This window comes from Nocardia sp. CNS-044, assembly GCF_059570515.1.
In genome coordinates this window covers 360,356-382,140 of sequence record NZ_JCANSX010000010.1, presented here as the reverse complement: position 1 = coordinate 382,140, position 21,785 = coordinate 360,356, and the positions used below count along the sequence as shown (strand labels likewise).

Sequence of the window (21,785 nt, the reverse complement as noted above, 5' to 3'; positions counted from 1 at the left end):
CCGAACAGGCCAGCCGAGACGACAGACGGACAGACCGCCCCAGCGGACGCGACGGTGTTGGGAGCGGTGTCGCACCGACCGGGACGGCCTGCCTCAGCGGCTCCGGAACTCGTCGCGCGGCGGGCCGCTGCGGGTCGGCCTGCCGCCGGAGCCGTCCCGGCGAGCATAGGCGCGGACACGGTGCGCGGACAGGTCGGCGAGCGGACACTGGGGCATGTCCAGCCGGACGCGAGCCGGGCGTTGGTTTCTCACAACGACGCGGCGCGTGTCGGCCCGCCGGGTGTCCGGCGAAGCGCGGTTTCGCCGAGCGGTCGAGCCGAGCGGTCAGTACGAGCCGGGGGCGATCGTCCCGATGATCGGATGCTGGGCGGCGTCCTCGGCGCCGCCGGTGAGCAGGCGCTTGAGGATCTTGCCCGTCTCGCCGCGGGGCAGCGAGTGGAGGAAGGTGACGTCGCGCGGCACCGAGAATCGGCTCAGCCGATTGCGGATGTAGTTGCGGACCATATCCGAATCAAGGCCCGACCCTTCGCGTTTCACCACGAAGGCGGCGAGGCGCTGGCCGTATTCGCGATCGGGGACGCCGACCACCGCGACCTCGCGGACCTGCGGCAGATAGGCCAGCGCCTCCTCGACCGGTCGCGGGAAGACGTTCTCGCCGCCGGAGATGATCATCTCGTCGTCCCGGCCCGCGATGAACAGCTTGCCCGTGGCGTCCAGGAAGCCGAGATCGCCGGTGTCGAGCATGCCGTCGGCCTCGTCCGGCGGCGCGGCGTTGACGTAGCCGTCGAAGAGCATGTGATTGCTCACGTAGATGTGCCCGGTCGCGCCGACGGGCAGCGGCTTGCGGTCCGGGCCGAGCACCGCGACCTTGGTGCCGAGCGGTGGGCGGCCCGCGGTGGTCGGCGCGGCGCGCAGGTCGGTGGGGTCGGCGATGGTCGCCCAGGACACCTCGGTGGAGCCGTAGACGTTGTAGAGGACGTCGCCGTAGGCGTCCATGAAGTCGAGCACGGTGCTCGCGGCGAGCGGCGCGCCGCAGCTGGCCACCACCCGCAGGCTGGAGGTGTCGTAGCGGGCCCGCACGTGCGCGGGCAGCTCCAGAATGCGGTGCACCATGATCGGCACCGCGATGAACGTGCTGACCCGGTGTTCGGCGATCAGGCGCAGGCAGTCCTCGGCGTCGAACTGCTCGGGAAGCACCACGGTGGAACGCAGCGCGGTGCTCAATTGCAGCGCGGCCAAGCCCCAGGTGTGGAACAGCGGCGCGGGGATGAGCATGGTCTCGTCCATCCGCAGCGGAATACGGGACAGCAGCGCCGCGATGGTGCTGAATCCCTTGGCGTGCGGACGGCGCGCGCCCTTCGGGGTGCCGGAGGTGCCCGAGGTCAGCACGATCAGCTTGCCCGGGTGCGCGGGCTTGCGAAAGTCGTTGTGCCCCATACCCGCGAGATCGTCGAGGGTGGTTCGGCCCGGCACCGGCTTGGCCCGGTCGGTGGCGTAGCGCTGAAGATCGGCGTGCAGATACTGCACGAGATGGTCGAATTCGCCGTCCACGAACAGCGCGGTGAGCTTGTCGCGCTGCACCACCTCCTCGATGCGCCGTGCGGGCAGGCCGGTGTTCAGCAGCGCCACGTCGATGCCGAGCTTGCCCGCGGCGACCATGGTCTCGACCATCCCGCCGTGGTTGCGCGCGAGCAGGCCGATGGCATCGCCCGCCGCGAGCCCGAGCATCGACATGGCGCCCGCGATGGCGTTGGTGCGAGCGTGCATCTCCGCGAAGGTGCGTGCGCCGCGCGCGTCGATCAGCGCGGTGCGCTCCGGTGCGAACGCGGCCGCCGCCGCGTAACCGCCCGCGAGGTTGAACCCCCACTCGGAGAGTCTGCGCAGCTGTTTGAAGCCGAGGTCGGGACGGTGGGCGCGCACCACGCCGGTGGCCATCATCTGCCTGGCCACCTCCGCGCGGCGGCGGACCGGCGAGTTCTCGCCGTTGACCACGACCGAGGTGGTCGCGCCGCGCACCAGGTCGGCGATGCGGCGCAGGCCGCGCTCGGTCCAGGCGATGATCGCGCCGTTGCCGAGCTTCGCGACGGCCGGATGGATGCGGCCCGGTCCGAAGAAGGTGACCGAGACGCGGGTGCGTTCCTCGGTGCCGCGCAGCCGGATCGAGGCGAAGCTGCCCAGCGTCGGGCTGACCAGCTCGAGGCTTTCGTACCAGCGGCCGATCCGCAGCTGGATCACCTGGGTGCGGACCCCGAGCTCGGCGGTGCCGACGCGGAAGCGCAGCATCTGATGTCCACCCGCGGCTTCCAGCGGTTCGCACGCGCCGATACCGGGAAAGACGCGGGGGTAGGTCTGCGGCTCGCGGAGCAGGTCCCACACCGACTGGCGGGGGATCGCGAATTCCACGGTCACATCGATGACGTCGGTAACCACTGGCTTGCAATTCTCGTCGGCCGGTTCGAACAGCTCGGGTCGGCGGAGATTTCATTTGTAGCTCCCGCCGCAATTCTGGTCAAGAGTCCGGTATTTCACCTGGTAGGAAACTGTTTTCGGACCTATCCGGAGGCGAATTCGGCTGTGTTCGAGCACAACGCGGCTCGGGTCGCCGGGTTTCTCGGACAGCGATTTCGGAGATGCACACGGAGACGATTTCCGGGCTATTTCGGACAGCTTTGTGAGAAGTCATGATCGGGTGGCGCCGCGAACTGTCGTTCCGCCGATCGCCTCGGTTCGGGGGCTGGTCGTCGTCACCGGCGAAGCGAACGCCGGGCACCCGCGGTTCCGTGTACTCGTAGCGGGTACTGCCCTGATGAGAGTGCGACCGGAAACTAATGTCCCGTAGGGACAAAATGGGTAGGATGAGGGCATGGGCACCGACGACGCCGTCGACCTGGATGGCCGCAGGCTGCGCACCCGTCGCAGCCGCGAGGCGCTGTCGCGCGCCGCGTTCGATCTGCTGACCGAGCGGGGACTGGCCGCGGTGGGCGTGGAGGACATCGCCGAGCGCGCGGGCGTCACCCGGCGCACCTTCAGCCGCCACTTCCCGTCCATCGAGGCGGCGATCCTCGGCGACATCGACCAAGACATGCACCTGCTGAACGAGGCGCTGGCCTGCCGCCCGGCCCACGAGCCGCCGTTGCGGGCCTACCGCAACGCGGTGCACGACTGGCTGACCGCCGAGTACACCGGGGAACGAGCGGGCCTGCTCGCCCGGCGCTGGGCGCTGTTCCAGCGCTTCGACGACGAACCGGCTCTGCTCGCCGGTTACCAGCGCATCCGCAACGAGGGGCAACGCGAATCGGTGCGCATTCTGGCCGCCCGCCTCGGCGTGGACCCGGCGCGGGATCTGCGCCCGGCGACCGTCGTCGCGGCGTGTTCCGGGCTCATCGTCGCGGCCTTGCAGACCTGGGCGGCCGGGGCGGACCCGAACGGCCTGCCCGACCTCATCGAAAGCTTCTTCGACACCCTCGCCGGGGTGGCGAACGACATCCAGTGCGACATCGAGTACGAGGAGTCGGCGTCATGACCGAGGAACGCGCGGTCGGATCGGCGGGCATCGTGCGCCGGACCTGCCGACGGATGGGTCTGGACCGAAATCCCATGCGGCGCAGAGAGGATCGGCTGCAATCCGGGGTCGGCATGCTGCTGACCCTGCTGTTCCTCGCCATCGTCCCGCTGGTGGCGATCGGGATCGGCGGCCGGGTCTACGAGACGGAATCCCGGGTGGTCGAGAGTCGTCTCGCCGAACTGCACCGCGTCGACGCCACCGTGGTCGAAGTCGGCAAGGCGCCGCTGTACGCGCCGATCACGCCCGCGCGGGTGTCCTGGGTCGACGGCGCGGGCGTCACCCGTGTCGAGGACTACCGTTCCAGCACCATGGTGAATCCCGGTGCCGCCGTGAGCATCTGGCTCGATCGGGACGGCCGGGTCGTGGAGCCGCCGTCGGAGACGCGAGCGCTGAGCCGCGCGGTGCTGATGTCGAGCGCGGTGGCCGGCGCGGTGCTCGTGTGCTTCGCGACCGGCTACTACCTGCTGCGCGCGAGCCTGGACCGCAGGCGTGCGCGACTGTGGGAAACCGAATGGGCGACAGCGGGTCTCACCTGGGGCGGCCGCGGCGCGGTCTGACTGGCGCGTCGCACGATGAAGTGCGGCGTGCCCGCCGGGTAAGGGTAGGGAACAAACCACGGCAGGCACGCCACCGTGTCCGGCCACTGCGCGGCGAACGAGGGCCGGACACGGATCCGAGATTAGGCGATGGGACAGCCCCGTGTCGCCACCTCACGGAACATCCGGCGATCCTACGACCGCTCGTCGGATGTGTTGTGAGACAGCACAACCGGTGCTTTTCGGTTATACGGGGAAGAGGCTGTGCTTGCGCGGGTTGTGCTTCGGCTTGGGATCCTTGTCGCGCAACAGCCGCAGCGCCTTGCGGATCTCCAAGCGGGTCTGCGACGGCTCGATGACCGCGTCGATGTAGCCGCGCTCGGCGGCGATCCACGGCGTCGCCATGGTGGCGTTGTAGAAGTCGATCATCTGCTGGCGCACCTCGGCGCGCTGGTCGGCGGGCGTCGCCTCCAGCTGCCTGCGCCCGATGATGCCGACCATGCTCTCGGCGCCCATCACCGCGATCCGGGCCGTAGGCCAGGCCAGGCTGATGTCGGCGCCGAGCTGCTTGCAGCCCATGACCGCGTAGCCGCCGCCGTAGGCCTTGCGCGTCACCACGGTGACGATCGGCACGGTCGCCTCGATCACCGCGCGGAAGAACCGCCCGCCGCGCTTGATGACGCCGCTGCGCTCCTCCTCGATGCCGGGAAGCACACCGGGCGTGTCCACCACGAACACCAGCGGCAGGCCGAAGGCGTTGCACAGGCGGATGAAGTGGGTGGCCTTGTCCGAGCACTGCGCGTCGAGCGCGCCGCCGAGCACCATCGGCTGGTTGGCGATCACGCCGATGCTGCGCCCGTCCACGCGCGCGAAGCCGGTGATCAGGTTTTGCGCGGTACCCGCGCTGACCTCGTGGAAGGCGCCGTCGTCGAAGATGCGCACGAGGATGTCGTGCATGTCGTAGCCGACCTTGTCCGCGTCCGGGATGATCGAGTCCAGCTCGAGGTCGTGCTTGGTCATCTCCGGCTCGAGCCCCGGGTTGACGATCGGCGGCTGTTCCAGACAGCTGGAGGGCAGATAGCCGAGGTACTCGCGCACCCAGTCGAACGCGGCGCGCTCGCTGTCCGCGACGTGGTGCACGGTGCCGGTGCGCGCCTGCACGGCCGCGCCGCCGAGCTCGTCCGCGCTCACGCTCTCGCCGGTGACGGCCTTGATGACCTCGGGGCCGGTGACGAACATGTAGGACTTGTCGGTCGCGACCAGCACGTCCATATTGACCGGGCCGTACACCGAACCGGCCGCGCACTTGCCGAGCATGATCGCCACCTGCGGCACGAAGCCGGACAGATCCTCCTGGCGACGGCACATCAACGCGTACCAGGCCAGCGAGGCGACCGCGTCCTGGATGCGCGCGCCGCCGGAGTCGTTGATCGCGATCACGGGGCAGGCGTTCTCGTAGGCGAACTCCATGGCCGCGGCCACCTTGCGGCCGAACATCTCGCCGACCGAGCCGCCGTGCACGGTCTGATCGTGCGCGATCACCACGACGGGCCGGCCGTCGATGTACCCGCGGCCGGTGACCACGCCGTCGCCGTACATGGCGTTGTTCGCGCCCGGCTGGCGCATCAGCGCGCCCATCTCCACGAAAGTACCGGGGTCGAGCAGCATGCGGACCCGCTCGCGGGCGCTGGGGATCTCCTTGGCCTTGCGTTTGGCGATCCCCGCCTCGCCTGCGGGCTCCTCGGCGAGCTCCAGGATGCCCCGGAGCTGCTCCAGCTTCTCTCGCGTACCGGTCATATGTCCGTGTAGTCCTTCGCACTCGACGTGGCGCCCGGTCCGCGGTACGGAGGCGCGGCGCTCGATGCTATCGCTGATGAGACGTGCGGCACACCACGGGCCACCCTACTCATGCGACAACTCCGAGCGGGCGATACCGCGCTCTTGGTCGGATGTCCTATCGCTTCCCGGCCGCTCCGAGTTACGGGTGCTCGACAGAATTCACCGAGCGGCCCGGAAAATATTCGGTGGGCCGGGCGGTCGGACGCTCGACAATTCCAACCGGTACGATCCCGAGCTGTCGGTCGCGCCGCCATCGGCACCGTCCGCCGCGCGAAAAGCCGTGATCTGCTTGTGATTTCGCCCAACGGCTTGGGTACGGCCTGATGAAATGCCCGGAACTCGGTAACGGCTCGGGATTTCGCCCCGATCGCCGCTACTGTTCGACAGTCATGGCGGGCACACAGGCCGGTTCGGGCATCACGACTCTGCACTCGAAACTCGTGGAACATCTGCGATATCGGCCGCGCGGAGTGCCGCCCGGTGATCTCGCGACGATAACGCGGAACTGTCTGGCCGAGGCGGTGAAAGTGCTGGAACCCGGCTCTTTTCCGGCCGCTCCGGAACCGGCGGAGATCGCGGGCAGCGCGATGCGCTGGGCGCGCGAAGGCGTCGCGCTGGAAACGGTGCTCGGGGCGTATCACGACGGGATTCGTTCCGGATTGGAATTCCTCGCGGCGAGCGGCGGCGACTCCGATCAGCTGGTGGCGGGCGCCCGGTTGATCGTGCGCGCGCTGGAGATGGTGACGGTGGGGGCGTCGACGGCCTACGTCGAGGAACACCGGCTGGTCGCCAAGGAGCATCAGACGGCGGCGCAGACCCTCGTCTCGGCCCTGCTCAGCGGGCACGGCGTGGCCCAGCTGGCCAAGCAGACCGGCATCAGCATCGCGCCGTCGTACCAGGTGGTCGCGGTGTCGATCCCGCAGCACAGCGACGAGTTGCGTCCCGGCGGCGGCGCGACGGCGGGGCGCCGGAAGCTGCGCAGGGTGCAGGCCGCCTTGGCCAATCCGCTCGGCTCGCGTGCGCTGTCGCTGCTGTCCACCGAGGGCGGCACCGTGCTGGTGCCGATCGATGAGGCCTCCGCGCTCACGCCGTTGGCCATGACCGCCGAGGTGCTCGACGTGGTGAGCGAGGCCGCGGAAGTCCCGCTGACGGCGACGGTCACGGCCGGAGCTCGTTGCCGCATACCGGAACTCGCCGGACGCGCGCACGATCTGCTCGGCAGGATACGGGCGGCGAACCGTCCTCCCGGCTTGTATCCGGTGGCGGACCTGGGGGAATCGTTCGGTTGTGACGGGCCCCAGCAGGCCAGAGGGGCGGTAGTCACCTCGCCCAACAAACCGCGAATGGGGCGTTCGGCCTGAGTTTTCGGCCTTATCGTCGGATAAGCCTCGATGTTCGAGGCGGGCAAGGAGTTCGACCAGTGACCACCGCGTCGACCGATCTGGACCTGCTGCGCGAACTGGAACCGGTCGCGGAGCGTCTCCTCGACGACCATCTCCGCAAGGCGAAGGCCTGGCAGCCGCACGACTACGTGCCGTGGGACGACGGCCGCAATTTCGCCGCCCTCGGCGGAATCGATTGGGAGCCGGGACAATCCCGGCTGTCCGAAGTCGCTCAGGTCGCGATGATCACGAATCTGCTCACCGAGGACAATCTGCCGTCCTATCACCGGGAGATCTCGGAATCCTTTTCGCTGGACGGTGCTTGGGGCACCTGGGTCGGCCGCTGGACCGCCGAGGAGAATCGGCACGCCATAGTGATGCGCGATTATCTGGTGGTGACCCGCGCGGTGGATCCCGTCGCATTGGAGGCGGCGCGCATGCGGCACATGACGACCGGAATCGCGAAACCTGTCAAGGGGCCACAGTTCCTGCGTTCGGTGGCCTATGTGACGTTGCAGGAATTGGCGACCAGAATCAGTCATCGAAATACCGGGGCCGCGTGCGCCGACCCCCTCGCGGAGCGTATGCTGCAACGAATCGCAGCCGACGAGAACTTGCATATGATCTTCTATCGGAATCTGAGCGCCGCGGCCCTCGACCTCACGCCCAACGCGATGCTGCGCGCGATCACCGACATCGTCACCCAGTTCCAGATGCCCGGTTTGACCCAGCCCGGCTTCCGCCGCAACGCCGTACTGCTGGCCAAGCACGGCATCTACGATCTGCGCCAGCATCTGGACGTCGTGGTGCGGCCCGTACTCCGCGCGTGGAACGTCTTCGAGCGCACGGACCTGTCTGGCGACGGGGAGCGCGCCCGCGACGAGCTGCACGCCTTCCTGGACGACTTGGAGCAGCGGGCGCGGCGCTTCGAGGAACAGCGGGAACGGGCCGCGGCCCGGCAGGCGGAGCGGGCCGCCGCGAGTTCATGAGCAGCCGAGTCTCGATCGCCGCGGCCGCGTTGGCCGTGCTCGCCGCCGCGACCACCGCGCCCGTGCTTGCCGAAGTGCTCGCCGCGCCCGCGAGCCCGGCGGCCGCGCCGACCCAGGCGCCCGCGGTCGATCCGAAGATGACCAGGACCGGTCTGCTGACCATCGAGAGCCTGGGTCCGCGCCGCGACCGCCTGCACATCGCCTCCGCCGCGATGCGCCGGGTCATCGAGGTCGACGTCCTGCGCGGCTCGGGGTCGGGCCCGCGCCCGACGCTGTACCTGCTCGACGGCGTCGACGGCGAACCGACCTCCGGTTGGCTCACCAAGGGCGGCGCGGAGCAGTTCTTCGCAGACAAACCGGTCGATGTGGTGCTCACCACCGGCGGCACCGGCAGCATGTACAGCGACTGGCAGCGCCACGACGCCGCGCTGGGGCTCAACCGCTGGGAGACCTTCCTCACCGACGAACTGCCGCCGATCGTGGAATCGCTGCTGAAGTCCGACGGCCGTCGTGCCATCGCGGGCGTCTCCATGGGCGCGCAGGCGGCGATGATGCTCGCGCAGCGCCATCCCGGCCGCTATCTGGCGGTCGCGGGAATGAGCGGCTGCTATTCCACTGCCGATCCGCTCGGTCACGCCGTCACCACGATCACGGTGGCCTCGCGCGGCGGGAACGTGGAAAACCTCTGGGGCCCACCGAATTCCCCCGAGTGGGCGGCCCACGACAGCCTGCTCGGCGCGGACAAGCTGCGCGGCACCGCCATCTACCTGTCCGCCGCCTCGGGCGCCCCCACCGCCGCCGATCTGGCCGCGGTGGCGGCGGCGCCGTCGGTCGTCGACGCGCTGCGCCTCGCCGGGGGAGGCGCAGCGCTCGAGGCCGGGGCCCGCGCGTGCACCGAACGGTTCGCGGGCAGGCTCGCCGAACTGGGGATTCCGGCCGAGGTCGAGTACTCGGACGCGGGCATGCACACCTGGCCGGACTTCGAGGCGCAGCTGCCGCGCGCTTGGCGGGTGCTGGCCGGGGCGCTAGGGGTGCCCGCGACCTGACCTCGCGGTGGAATGGGCGAGCGGCGGGCGCGTTGACAACAGGTATGACCGCGGCACTGCCTTCCGTTCGCTTCTCCATCCTCGACCGCTCTCGGGTGCGGCGCGGGCAGTCGCATCCGGCGGCGCTGCGCGAGACGGTCGAATTCGCGCGGCTGGCCGAGGAGTGGGGTTACCACCGGTTCTGGGTGTCCGAGCACCACAGCGTGCCGGGCGTCGCCGGGTCGGCGCCCACCGTGCTCGCCGCCGCGGCGGCGTCCGCCACCTCGCGCATCCGTATCGGCACCGGCGGGGTGATGCTGCCCAACCATCAGCCGCTGGTGGTCGCCGAACAGTTCGGTGTGCTGGAATCGCTCTACCCGGGACGGATCGACATGGGTCTCGGCCGGTCGGTCGGCTTCACCGACGGGGTGCGCCGCGCGCTCGGGCACGACAAGGCCGACGCCGACGATTTCGACGACGGACTCGCCGCGGTGCTCGACTACTTCGCGCACGGCAGGCACGGTGTGCACGCCTGGCCCGCGGAGGGCCTGCGGGTGCCCGCGTTCCTGCTGGCCACCGGCTCCGGCGCGGAACGTGCCGCGCGCTTCGGGCTGCCACTGGTCGTCGCGGCGGTGGCGGGCAACGATCGGATGGTCCAGGCGATCGAACGCTACCGCGCGGAATTTCGCGAAACCGTTTGGGGGAGTGCGCCGTATGTCGTCGTCTCGGGCACCGTACTGATCGCGGACAGCGCCGAGGAAGCGCGCAGGATGCTCCTGCCGGAGGCCTGGTCGAGCGCGTACTCGCGCACCCGCAGCGAGTTCCCGGTGTTGCTGCCGCCGGAGGAGATCGAGTCGGTGCCGATGACCGAACGCGAACGGCGCCTGGTCGCGGAATCGATGCGGGATCAGATCCACGGCACCGAGGACGAGGTGGCCGAGGCGCTGGAGCGGCTGATCACCCGGACCGGAGCGGACGAGATCCTGGTGCATACCAGCACTTTCGATCGCGCCGCGCGGCTCGAGTCGCATCGACGACTGGCGCGGCTCACCGGGTTGCTCCCGGCCGCGGCACGGCGGGCGGCGTAGGGTCCGCCTCAGCGAAATCGCGCCTCGACCGCGGCATACCCGAACAGCCGACGGCCTTCGCAACGCAGGTCCACCGCGAGGGTGGCGGCGCGATGGCGTCGATCCAGCGCAGTGATCCGGCCCCGGAGGGCGAGACGGACCCGTTGCGCGGGCCGGACGCGCAGGCCGTGGACGCCGGGGGCGACCTGGGTGCGGAGCCTGGTGATGGCGGCGGGATCGCCGAGCCAGTCGGTGAGATAGCCCGTGGCGAGGCCGGTTTCGTAGATGCCCGGCGGCTCGGCGCTCGGCAGGCCGGTCACGTACGAGTACTCGGCCAGATCCGCCCCGGACACCTCGAGCAGCTGGACCGGCAGTTGATCGCCGACCGAGAGAGAATCGAAATCAACTGTGGTGCAAGGTGTTCGGTCATAGGAGTGGGGGAGCGCGGTTTCGGCGCTGCGCCGGTCGGCGTAGGCCTCCGCGACTCCCGGCGCGGTGACGGCCCGCACCCGCCCGAGCACCGTCGTCGTACCGGTGTGCACCGCGCGACCGGCGCCGTCGACCAGCGCGCTCCTGATCGTGAGTACCTCGTAGTCCGAGAAATAGCAGGAGGATTCGACGTGCACCCGGCAGTCCAGTCGATCGCCCGCCAGCAGTGGCCTGGCCAGATCGAGCACGTGGTCGGCGTGCAAGACGCGCGGTGCGGTGTGCGGCGCGGCGCCGCCGGTGCGCGGGGAGTGCAGTAGATCTCGGTACAGGTGTCCGAGGAACACGGTGGCGAACGTCGGCGGGGCGACGAGACCGGAATACCCGAGCCGGTGCGCGGCGTCTTCGCGCAGGTGCGCCGGATGGAAATTGCGAACCACGCGGGCGAATTCGCGAATTGTCTCGTCGCGCACCACACCGCGCCACGACGCCGGGACGTCGTGATACGACGGTGATTCGGTGCGAGACACAGGTGTGACGAGATCGGTCATATTTGCTCCAGAATTGCCGTGCGGGGGAATGCTTTCGCCGATCAGGCGCGCGGACCGAAAGGGGCGGCGAGCGCGGGCACCTGATCCGGTGTCACGGTGGCGACGACGTCTACCCCGGCGCCGAGGAAATCGCCGACCGCGCGGTCGATGTGATCGGCCGAGGTGACGACCACCGCGTCCCTGGCGCCGATGTCGCGCATGATCCTGGCCGAGTGCTCGGCGTTCTGCACCGTCGACGCGGCGTCCGACTCGACGATCACCCGCTCGGCCGGAATGCCGCGTGCGATCAGCCAATCCGCCATCGCCCGCGCCTCCGTGACGCCGTTGCGCGGGTTTCCGCCGGTCACGATGACCGGCGAGGCGGGAGCGAGCAACGCCTGCACGAATCCGGCGTGCAGGCGTGCGAGCAGTTCCGGGCGCATCTCGCCGTCGGGGAGCAGGCCGTAGCCGAGCACCACGATCGCGGTGCCGGGGCCGCGGAAACCCAGTGCGGGCAGCGCCGAGGCGAAGCGGGGCAGCGGCGGGGACGCCGCGGCCGAACCGGTGCCGTCGGCCATCGCGCACGGCGCGTGAAGCAGCGCGGTAACCACCGTCGCCGCGCCGAGCAGACCGCGCATCGTGCCGCGGCGGGACCGCCCTCTCGGAAACATCGTGTGCAACATGAGCATCTCCATCGATTAGCCATCGAGTGGCCTTCGACGGCTGGGAAACCTCGCTCCATGATTGCGCCGTAATCGGCCCGGCACATAGTGCCGGCCCGGAATATTTGGAGATGTCATCGTTCGGTGACCGCGTAATTGGAGGGTTGCACTCGAGGTTGTGCGCGCTACCTGAAATCTTTTCGACGCGCCTGTCACCCGAACCAGCGCACGCCCGCTCGGCGGTGACTGTGCACGTTCCCTACTGTCGCGGCAAACGCTTCGTGAAGTGTCCAGATACCCGCTCGCGGTGTGGGTTTCGCCGTTTCGCCGGTCCTAGCGTTGGCGCAGTTTCAGACCCGCCGACCAGCACGGCGGGGCTGTGAACCGCAAGAACCGAGAACGAGGGAACGACGTCGTTCCGACCGAAAGGCATCTGATGAAACGAAGTACCTGCGGCCGAACGCTCGGCGCCGCGGCGGTGTCGATCGTATCGGTGCTCGCCATGAGCTTCACCGGTGTCGCGGCCCAGGCGGCACCCGAGCCGGCGGCGACCGAACAGGCCCTGGCGGACCTCATCGCCGCGGGTCGCAAGGCGGCGCCGGTCGCCGGCTCCGGCAGCGCGGGCAGCTCCGGCTCGGCCTGCACCTCCGGCAGCGGCGCGGGTTCGGGCAACGGCTCGGGGGGCTGCTACGGGGGATCCGGAAGCAGTTCCGGGTCCTCGGGCGGATTCGCCAGTGACACAGTCGGTTACGGCCCGCCGATGACGTCGTGGCTGGCCGCGTTCGGCCATGGTCTGCTGAATCCCGATGTCGCCCCACCCGGCGCCAACGACTGGAACTGCAAGCCCACCGCCGAACACCCCCGTCCGGTGGTGATGCTGCACGGTACCTGGATGAACGCCTACAACGGTTACGCCTTCATGGGCCAGCCGATCAAGGACGCCGGCTTCTGCACCTTCACCTTCAACTACGGCCGCGCCAATCTGCTCGAGGGCGGCGGCCTCGGTTCGGTGCTGCCCGGCGTCATGGGCACCGGCTACATCTGGGACTCGGCCAAGCAGCTGGCCACCTTCGTCGACCGGGTGCTCGCGGCCACCGGAGCCGACGAGGTCGACATCATCGCCCACTCGCAGGGCGGTGCGATGGCCAACTGGTACACCAAGTTCGAGGGCGGGGCGGCCAAGGTGCAGAACCTCGTCACCTACGGCGCGACCCACCACGGCACCAGCTTGATCGGAATCGGCGCGCTGGGCCGGGCCATCAACAACTTCGGCATCGACATCCTCGGCTTCGTCGAGATCTTCGTCGGCCACGCGGGCATCCAGCAGACGATCGGCTCGGAGTTCGTGCAGAGGCTCAACGCCAACGGCGACACCGTGCCCGGCGTGGACTACACCATCGTCGGCACCCGCTACGACGAGATCACCAACCCCTACGACCTGACCTTCCTGCAGGCCGGTCCCGGTGTGAAGGTGGACAACATCACCCTGCAAGACGGCTGCGAGCAGGACGTCTCCGACCATCTCACGATGATGTACTCGCCGCGGGCCCTGTCGATCGCGCTGCGTGCCCTGGACCCGGTGGGTCACCCGCAGCTCGACTGCACCTTCAACCCCTGGCTGATCGGAGGTGGTGGCGCCCTGTGATCTATTGACCGATCGGGCGGTCGGGATGTCGGGCGGGAACCTCGAACCCTCCTGTGCAGGCGCGACCCGGCCCCCGGCGCCGAGCCCACCGAGCGGAGTAACGCACGCACTGCCGCCCGGTGGGCTTCGGCGTGCAAATCGGTCTCCTGGGCGTCATCGCATCGGCGGAGGCGATGTCGGCCGACGCGGGACCGAAGGCTGCCGAGCCCACCGCTGCTGGATGCGGCCGTAGCGCCACACCAACAGCGCGAGGGCCCAGGTGACGACGAACAGGCCGACGACGACGTAGCCCATGATGTTCAGGTCGATACCGGTGAGCCAGTCCCAGAAACCACCGGACCAGCCGAGCTGCTCGGCGAGCAGGCCGAGCAGCTCCACGGTGCCGATGAGCAGGGCCACCGCGACCGACAGCGCCGTGACGGTGATGTTGTAGTAGACCTTGCGGACGGGCTCGGCGAAAGCCCACCCGTAGGCGAAGTTCATGAACGTCCCGTCGATGGTGTCCAGCAGGCTCATGCCCGCGGCGAACAGGATCGGCAGGCACAGGATCGCGTACCACGGCAGTCCGGCGGCGGCGCTGGTCCCGGCGAGCACGAGCAACGCGACCTCGGTCGCCGTGTCGAAGCCGACGCCGAAGAGCAGACCCACCGGGTACATCTGCCACGGCTTGGTGACCGCCTTCATCACCGGTCCGAGGAGACGATTCAGCAGTCCCCTTTTGGTGAGCTGATCTTCGAGCGCGGTCTCGTCGTAGTCCCCGGCGCGCACGCGCCGGAAGACGCGCAGGATGCCGATCAGCACGACGATGTTGACGAAGGCGATGAGGTAGAGGAACGCGCCCGAGACCGTGGTGCCGAACAGTCCGGTGTAGTGCTGCAGGCTGGACGAGTCGTCCTCGACGGGTCCGGCGATCGACCTGATTCCGATCGACAGCAGGAAGGCCAGTCCGAAGACGATCGTCGAATGCCCGAGGGAGAAGAAGAATCCGACCGAGAGCGGGCGCTGCCCGTCGCTCATCAGCTTGCGGGTGGTGTTGTCGATCGCGGCGATGTGGTCGGCGTCGAAGGCGTGCCGCAAACCGAGCGTGTAGGCGGTCAGGCCGACGCCGACCCCGAGCGTCTGCGCGCCGATGTCCAGGTTCCGCGGCACGACGAAGGCGATCAGGGTGATCCAGCCGACGAGGTGCAGGGCCGCGATCACCGCGAACATGCCTGCCACGCCGAGCCATTCGGAGCGGGTCAGCGAGTGTCGAACGACGTCGAGGCGGGATCGTCCGGTGCCGGAGGTGACGGTCACGTCCGCTTCAGCCTGTCGTTCGTGACGCGCAACTGACGGGCCGTGCTGTCGGCGAGGTCGCGAACCTGCTCCGGCTCCAGCAGTCCGCACAGCCGATCCCAGTGCAGCGCGACGAGATCGTGCTCGCGCACGTCCGGCGCGGGGGAGTAGCCGTCGATCCACACCGCTACCTGTCGAGCCTCGGGGTGGGACAACGCGAGTCGGCCCCCGTCCCACGACAGGCGGCGGGTCGACACCGTGATCTGGTCGTCCGTGCGAGCCAGAACCGTTCCCCAGGTGATGCGGCAGCTGTCGAGCACGAACAGCGGGTGCTCGCCCCGTCCCAGCAGCCTGGTCCACGGGTAGACGCCGAAGACGTGGAAGCAGTGGTTGGCGGCGGCCTCGGGAACCAGTTCCGTGGTCAGATGCGCCCAGTACTGACCGGCGACTGGACCGATCACCGCCAGGAGTTCCGCCATGAACTCCGCCGGGTCCAGCCGCGCGCCGATTCCCCCTCCGAGCCAATACGATTCGACGAGCCGCCGGTCCAGCGGGTCGGCGATGCCGGTCAGCCGTGCCATGACCCGCAGGTAGGGCCACGCGCCGGAGAACCGGCGCGCCATCGCCCTGACCTCCGCCGTCGGCAAGTCGACCATCGACCCGCTAGCGGCGGGTCCGCAGTAGCCGAGTGCGTTGGGCGCGTGGGCGTATCGGGCGAACATCTCGGTTCCGTCGAGGCCCGCCACGTCCAGTCCGGTGATCGCGCCACCTCCTCTCGCCGCCCCGGCGGAAGCCGAATCACCGCCCATGTCAACAGATTCGCGGCAGTTGTTCGCCCGCGGGTAGGTCGACCACCCGGTTTCCGCCCAGCGCCGTGCGGGCGACCACCATGCCGGGGTGTTCTTCGACGCAGACGCCGATCGCCTCGGCGCGCCCGCCCAGCGGATGCTCGTGCATGGCGGCGAGGACTCGGTCGGCGTCCTCCGGCGCGACGAAGGCGATCAGCTTGCCCTCGTTCGCGACGTAGAGCGGGTCCAGACCGAGCAATCCGCAGGCGTCGCGAACCTGCGAGGACACCGGGATCTTCCGTTCGTCCAGCGACACACCGACTTTCGCCACTCCCGCGATCTCGTTGAGCGTCGCGGCCACACCGCCGCGCGTCGGATCCCGCAGGACGTGCACGTCGGCGCCGGTGGCCAGCATCGCCGCGACCAGTCCGTGCAGCGGCGCGGTGTCGCTGCACACCGTGGTGCCGAATTCCAAGCCCTCGCGACAGCTCAGCACCGCCACACCGTGCAGGCCGATCTCCCCACTGACCAAGACCACGTCGCCGGGTCGCGCGCGCTGCGGGCGGATGTCGACGCCGTCGTCGATCAGGCCGATGCCCGCGGTGTTGACGTACACACCGTCGCCGTGACCGGCGTCGACGACTTTGGTGTCGCCGGTGACCAGCTTGACCTCCGCCCCGAGGGCCGCGGTACCCATGGCGGCGGCGATGCGCGCGATATCGGCGAGCGCGGTGCCCTCCTCCAGGATGAAGGCGGTCGACAGCACCATGGGACGGGCGCCGGACATCGCGAGATCGTTGACGGTGCCGTTGACGGCGAGGTCGCCGATCGAACCGCCGGGGAACTCCATCGGCTTCACCACGAACGAATCGGTGGTGAACGCCAGCCGGGCGCCGCCGAGGGTGACCACCGCCGAATCGCCGAACCCCGCTTCGGCGGCCGATCCGAAGGCGGGCAGGAACAGATGCTCGATCAGCTCGCCCGACATCGCACCGCCGCCGCCGTGCCCCATCACGATGTTCGGCGAATCCCGCAGCGGCATCGGGCAGACCCAGCTGCCCATGTCGACGCGCGCGGGCGCGGGCGACCCGGTCTCGTCAAGCATGAGCGACCTCCGCGGGTAGGTCGAGCCGCCGGTACAGGTAGTAGGCGGCGCACGCGCCCTCGGACGAGACCATGGTGGCGCCCAGAGGATTTCGTGGCGTGCACTCCTTGCCGAAGGCCGCGCACTCGTGCGGCTTGATCAGGCCCTGCAGCACCTCGCCGGACCGGCAGATCGAGGACTCCTCGGTGTGCAGCGCGTCGACGGCGAACCGCTGTTCGGCGTCGTAGTCGCGGTACCGCTCCGACAGTCGCCAGCCGCTGCGCGGAATGACGCCGATGCCGCGCCAGGCCCGGTCGGTGATCTCGAAGACGTCCTCGAGCATCGCCTTGGCGGCCGGATTGCCCGCCGCGGCCACCGCGCGCGGGTAGGCGTTCTCCACCTCGTGGCGTCCGGCCTCGAGCTGGATCACCGTGCGGCGGATGCCCTCCAGGATGTCGAGCGGCTCGAAGCCGGTGACCACCACCGGAACCCGGTACTTCTCGGCCAGCGGTGGATACTCGCCGGTGCCCATGACGGTGCACACGTGACCGGCGGCGAGGAACCCCTGGACCCGGCAATCGGGCGACTCCATGATCGCGGCGATGGCGGGCGGCACCAGCACGTGCGAGACGAGCAGGGAAAAGTTCCGCACGCCGAGCCGCTTGGCCTGGTACACGGTCATCGCGTTGGCGGGCGCGGTGGTCTCGAAGCCGATGCCGAAGAACACCACCTGCCGGTCCGGATTCGCGCGCGCCAGCTCGAGCGCGTCGAGCGGTGAGTAGACCACGCGCACGTCGCCGCCTTCGCTCTTGACGCGGAACAGATCTTTGGAACTGCCGGGTACCCGCAGCATGTCGCCGAACGAACAGAAGATCACTCCGGGCCGGGCGGCGATCTCGAGCGCCTTGTCGATCACCTCGAGCGGGGTGACACAGACCGGGCAACCCGGGCCGTGGATCATCTCGATCTGGTCGGGCAGCAGCTGATCGATACCGTGCCGGATGATCGAATGAGTCTGTCCGCCACAGACTTCCATGATCGACCACCGTCTGTTCGTCGCGCCGCGGATCCGGTCGAGCAGGACCTTGGCCAGTTCTGGATCGCTGAATTCATCGAGGTACTTCACGACGTCACCTCCGGATCGTCTCGCTGCTCGGTCGTTTCGGGGTTCTCGACTCCCGCCTGTTTCGCGGCGATGGCGAAACCGTCGCCGAACTCTTCGTTGAGCACCCCGAGGCGTTCGAACTCGGCCAGGGTCTGTAGCGCGGACTGCTCGTCCAGGCGCTGAATCGCGAATCCGACGTGGACGACGACGTAGTCGCCGACCGCCGCGTCGGGGATGTATTGCAGACACACATCTTTGTGCACGCCGCCGAAATCGACGGTCGACATCAGCGTGCCGTCCCGCTCGTGCAGGCTGAGCACCTTTCCTGGGACTGCCAGGCACATCGTCGCTTCTCCTTCCGCTCATCCCGCTCCGATGGCGAGTAGCTGGCCGAACGCGAGGCCGCCGTCGTTCGGTGGCAGCCTGCGATGGCAGAGGACTTCGAAGCCCTTCTTCTGTAACAGTTTTCGAGTCGTCGAGAGCAGCAGGGCATTCTGGAACACCCCGCCGGACAGGGCGACGGGCGTGGACGCGGCTCCGTATCCGACGGCGAGGTCGAGGATCAGGCGCGCGACCGCCGCGTGGAAGCGCGCACCGACGACCTCGGGCGAGACCCCGGCCCGCACATCGGCGACGACCGCGGCGATCACCGCGCCAGGTTCGATGGCGGTGGCGCCGCGACCGCGCGGGTCGTCGTTCGCCGGGATGACGAACGCGTAGCCGCGCGCACCGGGATCCGCGCCGCGAGCGAGTCCCTCCAGTTCGATCGCCGCCTGGGCCTCGTAGTCGACCTCGTGGCGCACTCCGGCCAGCGACGAGACCGCGTCGAAGAGCCTGCCCATGCTCGAGGTCGGGACGCAGCCGAAGCCGGTATCCAGTTGGTGCGCCAGCACTGTGCGCTCCTCGGCCGGGCACGCCCGCACCGCGGGGATGTCCTCGGTCCAGTCGATTCCGGCGGCGCGCAGATGCGCCAGCGCCATGCGGTACGGCCGTCGCACGCTCAGGTCGCCGCCGGCGAGGGGCACGTAGCGCAGATGCGCGAGCCGCCGGTAGCCCTTGTATCCCGCGGCGAGCACCTCGGCGCCCCAGATCGCCGCGTCCGGCCCGAAACCCGTTCCGTCGAAGGCGATTCCGAGCACCGTCGCGGCGGGGTCCAGGCCGTGCTCGCCCATCACCGCCGCGATATGGGCGTGGTGGTGCTGCACCGTCCGCAGTGGGCGCCCGTCGGCGTGTTGTTCGGCCCATGCGGTGGACCGGTAGCGCGGGTGCGCGTCGGCGGCCAACTGGATCGGCCGCACGGCGGTGAGCTCTTCGAGATGGCGCTCGGCCTCGGTGAACGCGCGCAGCGTCGCCAGGTCGTCCATGTCGCCGATGTGCTGGCTCAGCCACGCGTAGCGGCCGTCGGCCACCGCGCAGGTGTTCTTCAGATCCGCGCCGACCGCCAGTGTCGGCGGCATCGGCGTCGGCAGGGCCAAAGGCATCGGCGCGTACCCGCGCGAGCGGCGTACCGGCAGTTCGACGCCGTCGACCAGCCGCACCACCGAATCGTCGCAGGGCACCACGATGCGCCGGTTGTGCGTGAGCCACGCGTCGGCGAGGCCCGCGAGGCGCTCGCGCGCGTCGGCGTCGTCGTAGCAGATCGGCTCGCCGCCGAGGTTGCCCGAGGTCATCACCAATGCCCGCGGTCCGGGCGGGTCGCCGGGCAGCCCGAACAGCAGCAGATGCAACGGCGAGTAGGCGATCATCACGCCGAGATCGGGATTGCGCGGGGCCACCGATCGGGCCGGAGCCGGGAATGCCTCGGCGGCAGCCGATTCGGGCTCCGCACGCCGCGGCAGCAAGACGATCGGCCGGGCGGGGCCGGTCAGCAACTCGGCGGCGGCCGCGTCGACCTCGACGATCGCCCGTGCGGTCGTCAGGTCCGGCACCATCAGCGCGAACGGCTTGTCGCCGCGCCGTTTCCGGCGACGCAGCTCGGCGACGGCGGCCTCGTTCGCCGCGTCGCAGGCCAGGTGGTAACCGCCGATGCCCTTGACCGCGAGAATTCCACCGTGCCGCAACAACTCTCGGGAGGCCGCGATCGGGTCTCCCGCGCCGGGGCCGGTGTAGCCGAGCGTGGGGCCGCAGGCGGGACAGGCGATCGGCTGCGCGTGGAAGCGGCGATCGGCGGGGTCGGCGTACTCGCGCGCGCACGCCGCGCACATGGGGAACTCGGCCATCGACGTCCGGTCCCGGTCGTAGGGCAGACTCGCGATGATGGTGAATCGTGGGCCGCAGTTGGTGCAGTTCACGAAGGGATGCCGGTAGCGGCGATCGGCCGGATCGCGCAGTTCGGCGGCGCACTCGGCGCAGATCGCCACGTCGGGCGAGGCCAGCGTGCGGCCCGCGCCGTCGCGCGTGGTGTCGGCGATGTGGAACCCGGTGCCGCCGCGCACCGGTATCTCGGTCGTCTCGACGGATTCGACGACGGCCAGCGGTGGCGGCCGGTGGCGGACGCGGCGCTCGAACTCGTCGAGATCGCGCGCGGCGCCCTCGATCTCGACGATCACGCCGGAGCTGTCGTTGGACACGCGACCGGCCAGCGACAGTTCGGCGGCGGTGGTGTAGACGAAAGGCCGGAATCCGACACCCTGCACCACGCCGCGGACCAGGATCCGCCGCCGGGTTCGCGCCGCGGTCACGGCTCCTCCCCGCGCCCCAGCAGTCGCAGCCCCGCGAGCGCCTCGGCGGCGCCCGCTTCGTCGGTCCGCTCGACCGCGAAACCCATGTGGATGATGACCCACTCGCCGGGGCGGACCGGGCCGTCGTCGAGCATGCCGATGTTCACTTTGCGCGTCTGACCCGAGACGTCCACCAGGGCGACCTGATCGTGGTAGCCCTCGGCCATCTGCACGACCCGGCCCGGAATCCCGAGGCACATCGTTCACACCTCCTGTCGGCTGAGCAGGTCCGCCAATACCGAACCGACCGCGGCCGCGGCGGGCGCGACGGCCGCCTCGACCGGCTCTGTGAGGCCGATCCCCTCGGCGACCGAGCCGACCTGACAGCCGACGATCACCGTCGGCGGCACCGTGCCGCCCAGCGTCCGCACCATCGAGAACACGGCCTCGGGATCCATGGCGTGGGCGTCGAGCCGGGCGCCGGAGTGCTCCGCGTGCTCGGCGCGGAACACTTCGACCCGGCCCGGCGCGCCCCGATCGGGCAGCGCGTCGACGAGCACCAGCGCGTCCCAGTCGTTCAGCAGGTCGTAGGCGAGGTGCATGCCCCGAATGCCGTAGTCGGCGACGCGCACGTCCGCCGCGGTGGGGGCGGGCAGCCGCCGCACCACCGCCGGGCCGAATCCGTCGTCGCCGAGGAAGATGTTCCCGATCCCGGCGACCAGCACCTTCGTCGTCGTCTCACCCCTGTTCGTCGGTCGGCGTCGGCGTCGTCGCGCCGCCGACATCGGCGCCCTCCACCTCGCCCGCGGCCGTCTCACCCGGCCGGTTCGCGGTGTCCTTGCGGTCGTCGTAGGGTGGGACGGCCGGCTCGGCGTCGCTGCCCGGCGTCGTGGTGAATTCGGTCTTGCGCTCGGGGCGCTCGCCTTCGGCCGAGGTCAGCTCCTCGTGCCCGATGTCGCCGGGTTCGCGGTCCGTCGGACCGCCGGCGACCGTGTCCGAACCGGTGTCGCGCGAGCCAGGCGCTCCGCGGGCCGACTGCGGCTCTTCTTTCCTCTCACCCATGGCTTGTCCTCACCTTCGCTACATGTTGCGGATCCGGAAATAGCGCCGGATGTCCGGTATCGACCGCACCCCGACGACCGTGAGAACACCTCCGATCACTGCGGCGAGTGCGATCGCGACTACTCCCACCGTGTCCATGGCCGAC

Annotated in this window: 21 protein-coding genes; 7 read left to right on the top strand and 14 right to left on the bottom strand. The window is 69.7% G+C overall.

Features of this window, described 5'->3' with window-relative positions; translation table 11 throughout:
• Nucleotides 1-324: 324 nt before the first annotated feature.
• Nucleotides 325-2,430, bottom strand: coding sequence for an AMP-binding protein (locus T333_RS27685; protein WP_355003568.1), 2,106 nt, complete (start codon nt 2,428-2,430; stop codon nt 325-327).
• Between the two features lie 433 nt (nt 2,431-2,863).
• On the opposite strand from T333_RS27685, the gene T333_RS27680 reads away from it, so the two are divergent.
• Nucleotides 2,864-3,523, top strand: a complete 660-nt coding sequence (locus T333_RS27680; protein WP_355003567.1) for a TetR/AcrR family transcriptional regulator — start codon at nt 2,864-2,866, stop codon at nt 3,521-3,523.
• Nucleotides 3,520-4,122 carry an Rv1733c family protein gene (locus T333_RS27675; RefSeq protein ID WP_355003566.1) on the top strand — a complete coding sequence of 201 codons (603 nt, stop codon included), beginning with the start codon at nt 3,520-3,522 and terminating at the stop codon, nt 4,120-4,122. The genes T333_RS27680 and T333_RS27675 overlap by 4 nt, the downstream gene beginning before the upstream one ends.
• Before the next feature lie 225 nt (nt 4,123-4,347).
• On the opposite strand, the gene T333_RS27670 is transcribed toward T333_RS27675, so the two are convergent.
• Nucleotides 4,348-5,898, bottom strand: coding sequence for an acyl-CoA carboxylase subunit beta (locus tag T333_RS27670; RefSeq protein ID WP_355003565.1), 1,551 nt, complete (start codon nt 5,896-5,898; stop codon nt 4,348-4,350).
• A gap of 431 nt (nt 5,899-6,329) precedes the next feature.
• Here T333_RS27670 and T333_RS27665 point away from each other — a divergent pair, with 431 nt between their 5' ends.
• The 4 genes from T333_RS27665 to T333_RS27650 are packed head-to-tail and all read left to right on the top strand — an operon-like array spanning nt 6,330 to nt 10,424.
• Nucleotides 6,330-7,301, top strand: coding sequence for an RsbRD N-terminal domain-containing protein (locus T333_RS27665; protein WP_355003564.1), 972 nt, complete (start codon nt 6,330-6,332; stop codon nt 7,299-7,301).
• 59 nt (nt 7,302-7,360) lie between these two features.
• Nucleotides 7,361-8,311: an acyl-ACP desaturase gene (locus T333_RS27660; RefSeq protein WP_355003563.1), complete on the top strand. Its 951-nt coding sequence runs from the start codon at nt 7,361-7,363 to the stop codon at nt 8,309-8,311.
• Complete coding sequence (locus T333_RS27655; RefSeq protein WP_355003562.1) at nt 8,308-9,357, top strand: alpha/beta hydrolase; 1,050 nt, start codon at nt 8,308-8,310, stop codon at nt 9,355-9,357. Before T333_RS27660 ends, T333_RS27655 begins: the two co-directional genes overlap by 4 nt.
• 44 nt (nt 9,358-9,401) lie before the next feature.
• Nucleotides 9,402-10,424: an LLM class flavin-dependent oxidoreductase gene (locus T333_RS27650; protein ID WP_496426317.1), complete on the top strand. Its 1,023-nt coding sequence runs from the start codon at nt 9,402-9,404 to the stop codon at nt 10,422-10,424.
• Nucleotides 10,425-10,432: 8 nt separating this feature from the next.
• On the opposite strand, the gene T333_RS27645 is transcribed toward T333_RS27650, so the two are convergent.
• A complete protein-coding gene (locus T333_RS27645; protein WP_496426316.1) occupies nt 10,433-11,380 on the bottom strand; it encodes an FAS1-like dehydratase domain-containing protein in 948 nt (315 codons plus the stop codon).
• A gap of 41 nt (nt 11,381-11,421) precedes the next feature.
• Nucleotides 11,422-12,042 (bottom strand): YdcF family protein, encoded by a 621-nt coding sequence (locus T333_RS27640; RefSeq protein WP_496426315.1) that lies wholly within the window; start codon nt 12,040-12,042, stop codon nt 11,422-11,424.
• 415 nt (nt 12,043-12,457) lie between these two features.
• Between T333_RS27640 and T333_RS27635 the strand changes: the two genes are divergently transcribed.
• Nucleotides 12,458-13,666 carry an esterase/lipase family protein gene (locus tag T333_RS27635; RefSeq protein ID WP_496426314.1) on the top strand — a complete coding sequence of 403 codons (1,209 nt, stop codon included), beginning with the start codon at nt 12,458-12,460 and terminating at the stop codon, nt 13,664-13,666.
• 153 nt (nt 13,667-13,819) lie between these two features.
• Here T333_RS27635 and nicT read toward each other — a convergent pair whose 3' ends face one another.
• From nicT to T333_RS27585, 10 genes are all read right to left on the bottom strand, one after another.
• The gene (nicT, locus tag T333_RS27630; RefSeq protein WP_496426313.1) at nt 13,820-14,962 is read right to left on the bottom strand and encodes a Nickel transporter NicT; all 1,143 of its coding nucleotides are present in this window, start codon (nt 14,960-14,962) and stop codon (nt 13,820-13,822) included.
• Nucleotides 14,959-15,663 (bottom strand): DUF6390 family protein, encoded by a 705-nt coding sequence (locus T333_RS27625; RefSeq protein ID WP_355003726.1) that lies wholly within the window; start codon nt 15,661-15,663, stop codon nt 14,959-14,961. The genes nicT and T333_RS27625 overlap by 4 nt, the downstream gene beginning before the upstream one ends.
• A gap of 88 nt (nt 15,664-15,751) precedes the next feature.
• Entirely contained in the window at nt 15,752-16,834 is a 1,083-nt protein-coding gene (gene hypE, locus T333_RS27620) for a hydrogenase expression/formation protein HypE (protein ID WP_355003556.1), read from the bottom strand.
• Nucleotides 16,827-17,939, bottom strand: coding sequence for a hydrogenase formation protein HypD (gene hypD, locus T333_RS27615; RefSeq protein WP_357246773.1), 1,113 nt, complete (start codon nt 17,937-17,939; stop codon nt 16,827-16,829). The genes hypE and hypD overlap by 8 nt, the downstream gene beginning before the upstream one ends.
• A complete protein-coding gene (locus tag T333_RS27610) occupies nt 17,936-18,262 on the bottom strand; it encodes a HypC/HybG/HupF family hydrogenase formation chaperone (RefSeq protein ID WP_141811080.1) in 327 nt (108 codons plus the stop codon). Before T333_RS27610 ends, hypD begins: the two co-directional genes overlap by 4 nt.
• Nucleotides 18,263-18,280: 18 nt before the next feature.
• Entirely contained in the window at nt 18,281-20,599 is a 2,319-nt protein-coding gene (gene hypF, locus T333_RS27605) for a carbamoyltransferase HypF (RefSeq protein ID WP_355003554.1), read from the bottom strand.
• Complete coding sequence (locus T333_RS27600) at nt 20,596-20,838, bottom strand: HypC/HybG/HupF family hydrogenase formation chaperone (protein ID WP_355003553.1); 243 nt, start codon at nt 20,836-20,838, stop codon at nt 20,596-20,598. The genes hypF and T333_RS27600 overlap by 4 nt, the downstream gene beginning before the upstream one ends.
• 3 nt (nt 20,839-20,841) lie before the next feature.
• Nucleotides 20,842-21,363 (bottom strand): hydrogenase maturation protease, encoded by a 522-nt coding sequence (locus T333_RS27595; RefSeq protein WP_496426312.1) that lies wholly within the window; start codon nt 21,361-21,363, stop codon nt 20,842-20,844.
• On the bottom strand, nt 21,317-21,640 hold the full coding sequence (locus T333_RS27590; RefSeq protein ID WP_355003551.1) for a hypothetical protein: 324 nt from the start codon (nt 21,638-21,640) through the stop codon (nt 21,317-21,319). Before T333_RS27590 ends, T333_RS27595 begins: the two co-directional genes overlap by 47 nt.
• 18 nt (nt 21,641-21,658) lie before the next feature.
• Entirely contained in the window at nt 21,659-21,778 is a 120-nt protein-coding gene (locus T333_RS27585) for a DUF6893 family small protein (protein ID WP_496426311.1), read from the bottom strand.
• Between the last annotated feature and the right edge of the window lie 7 nt (nt 21,779-21,785).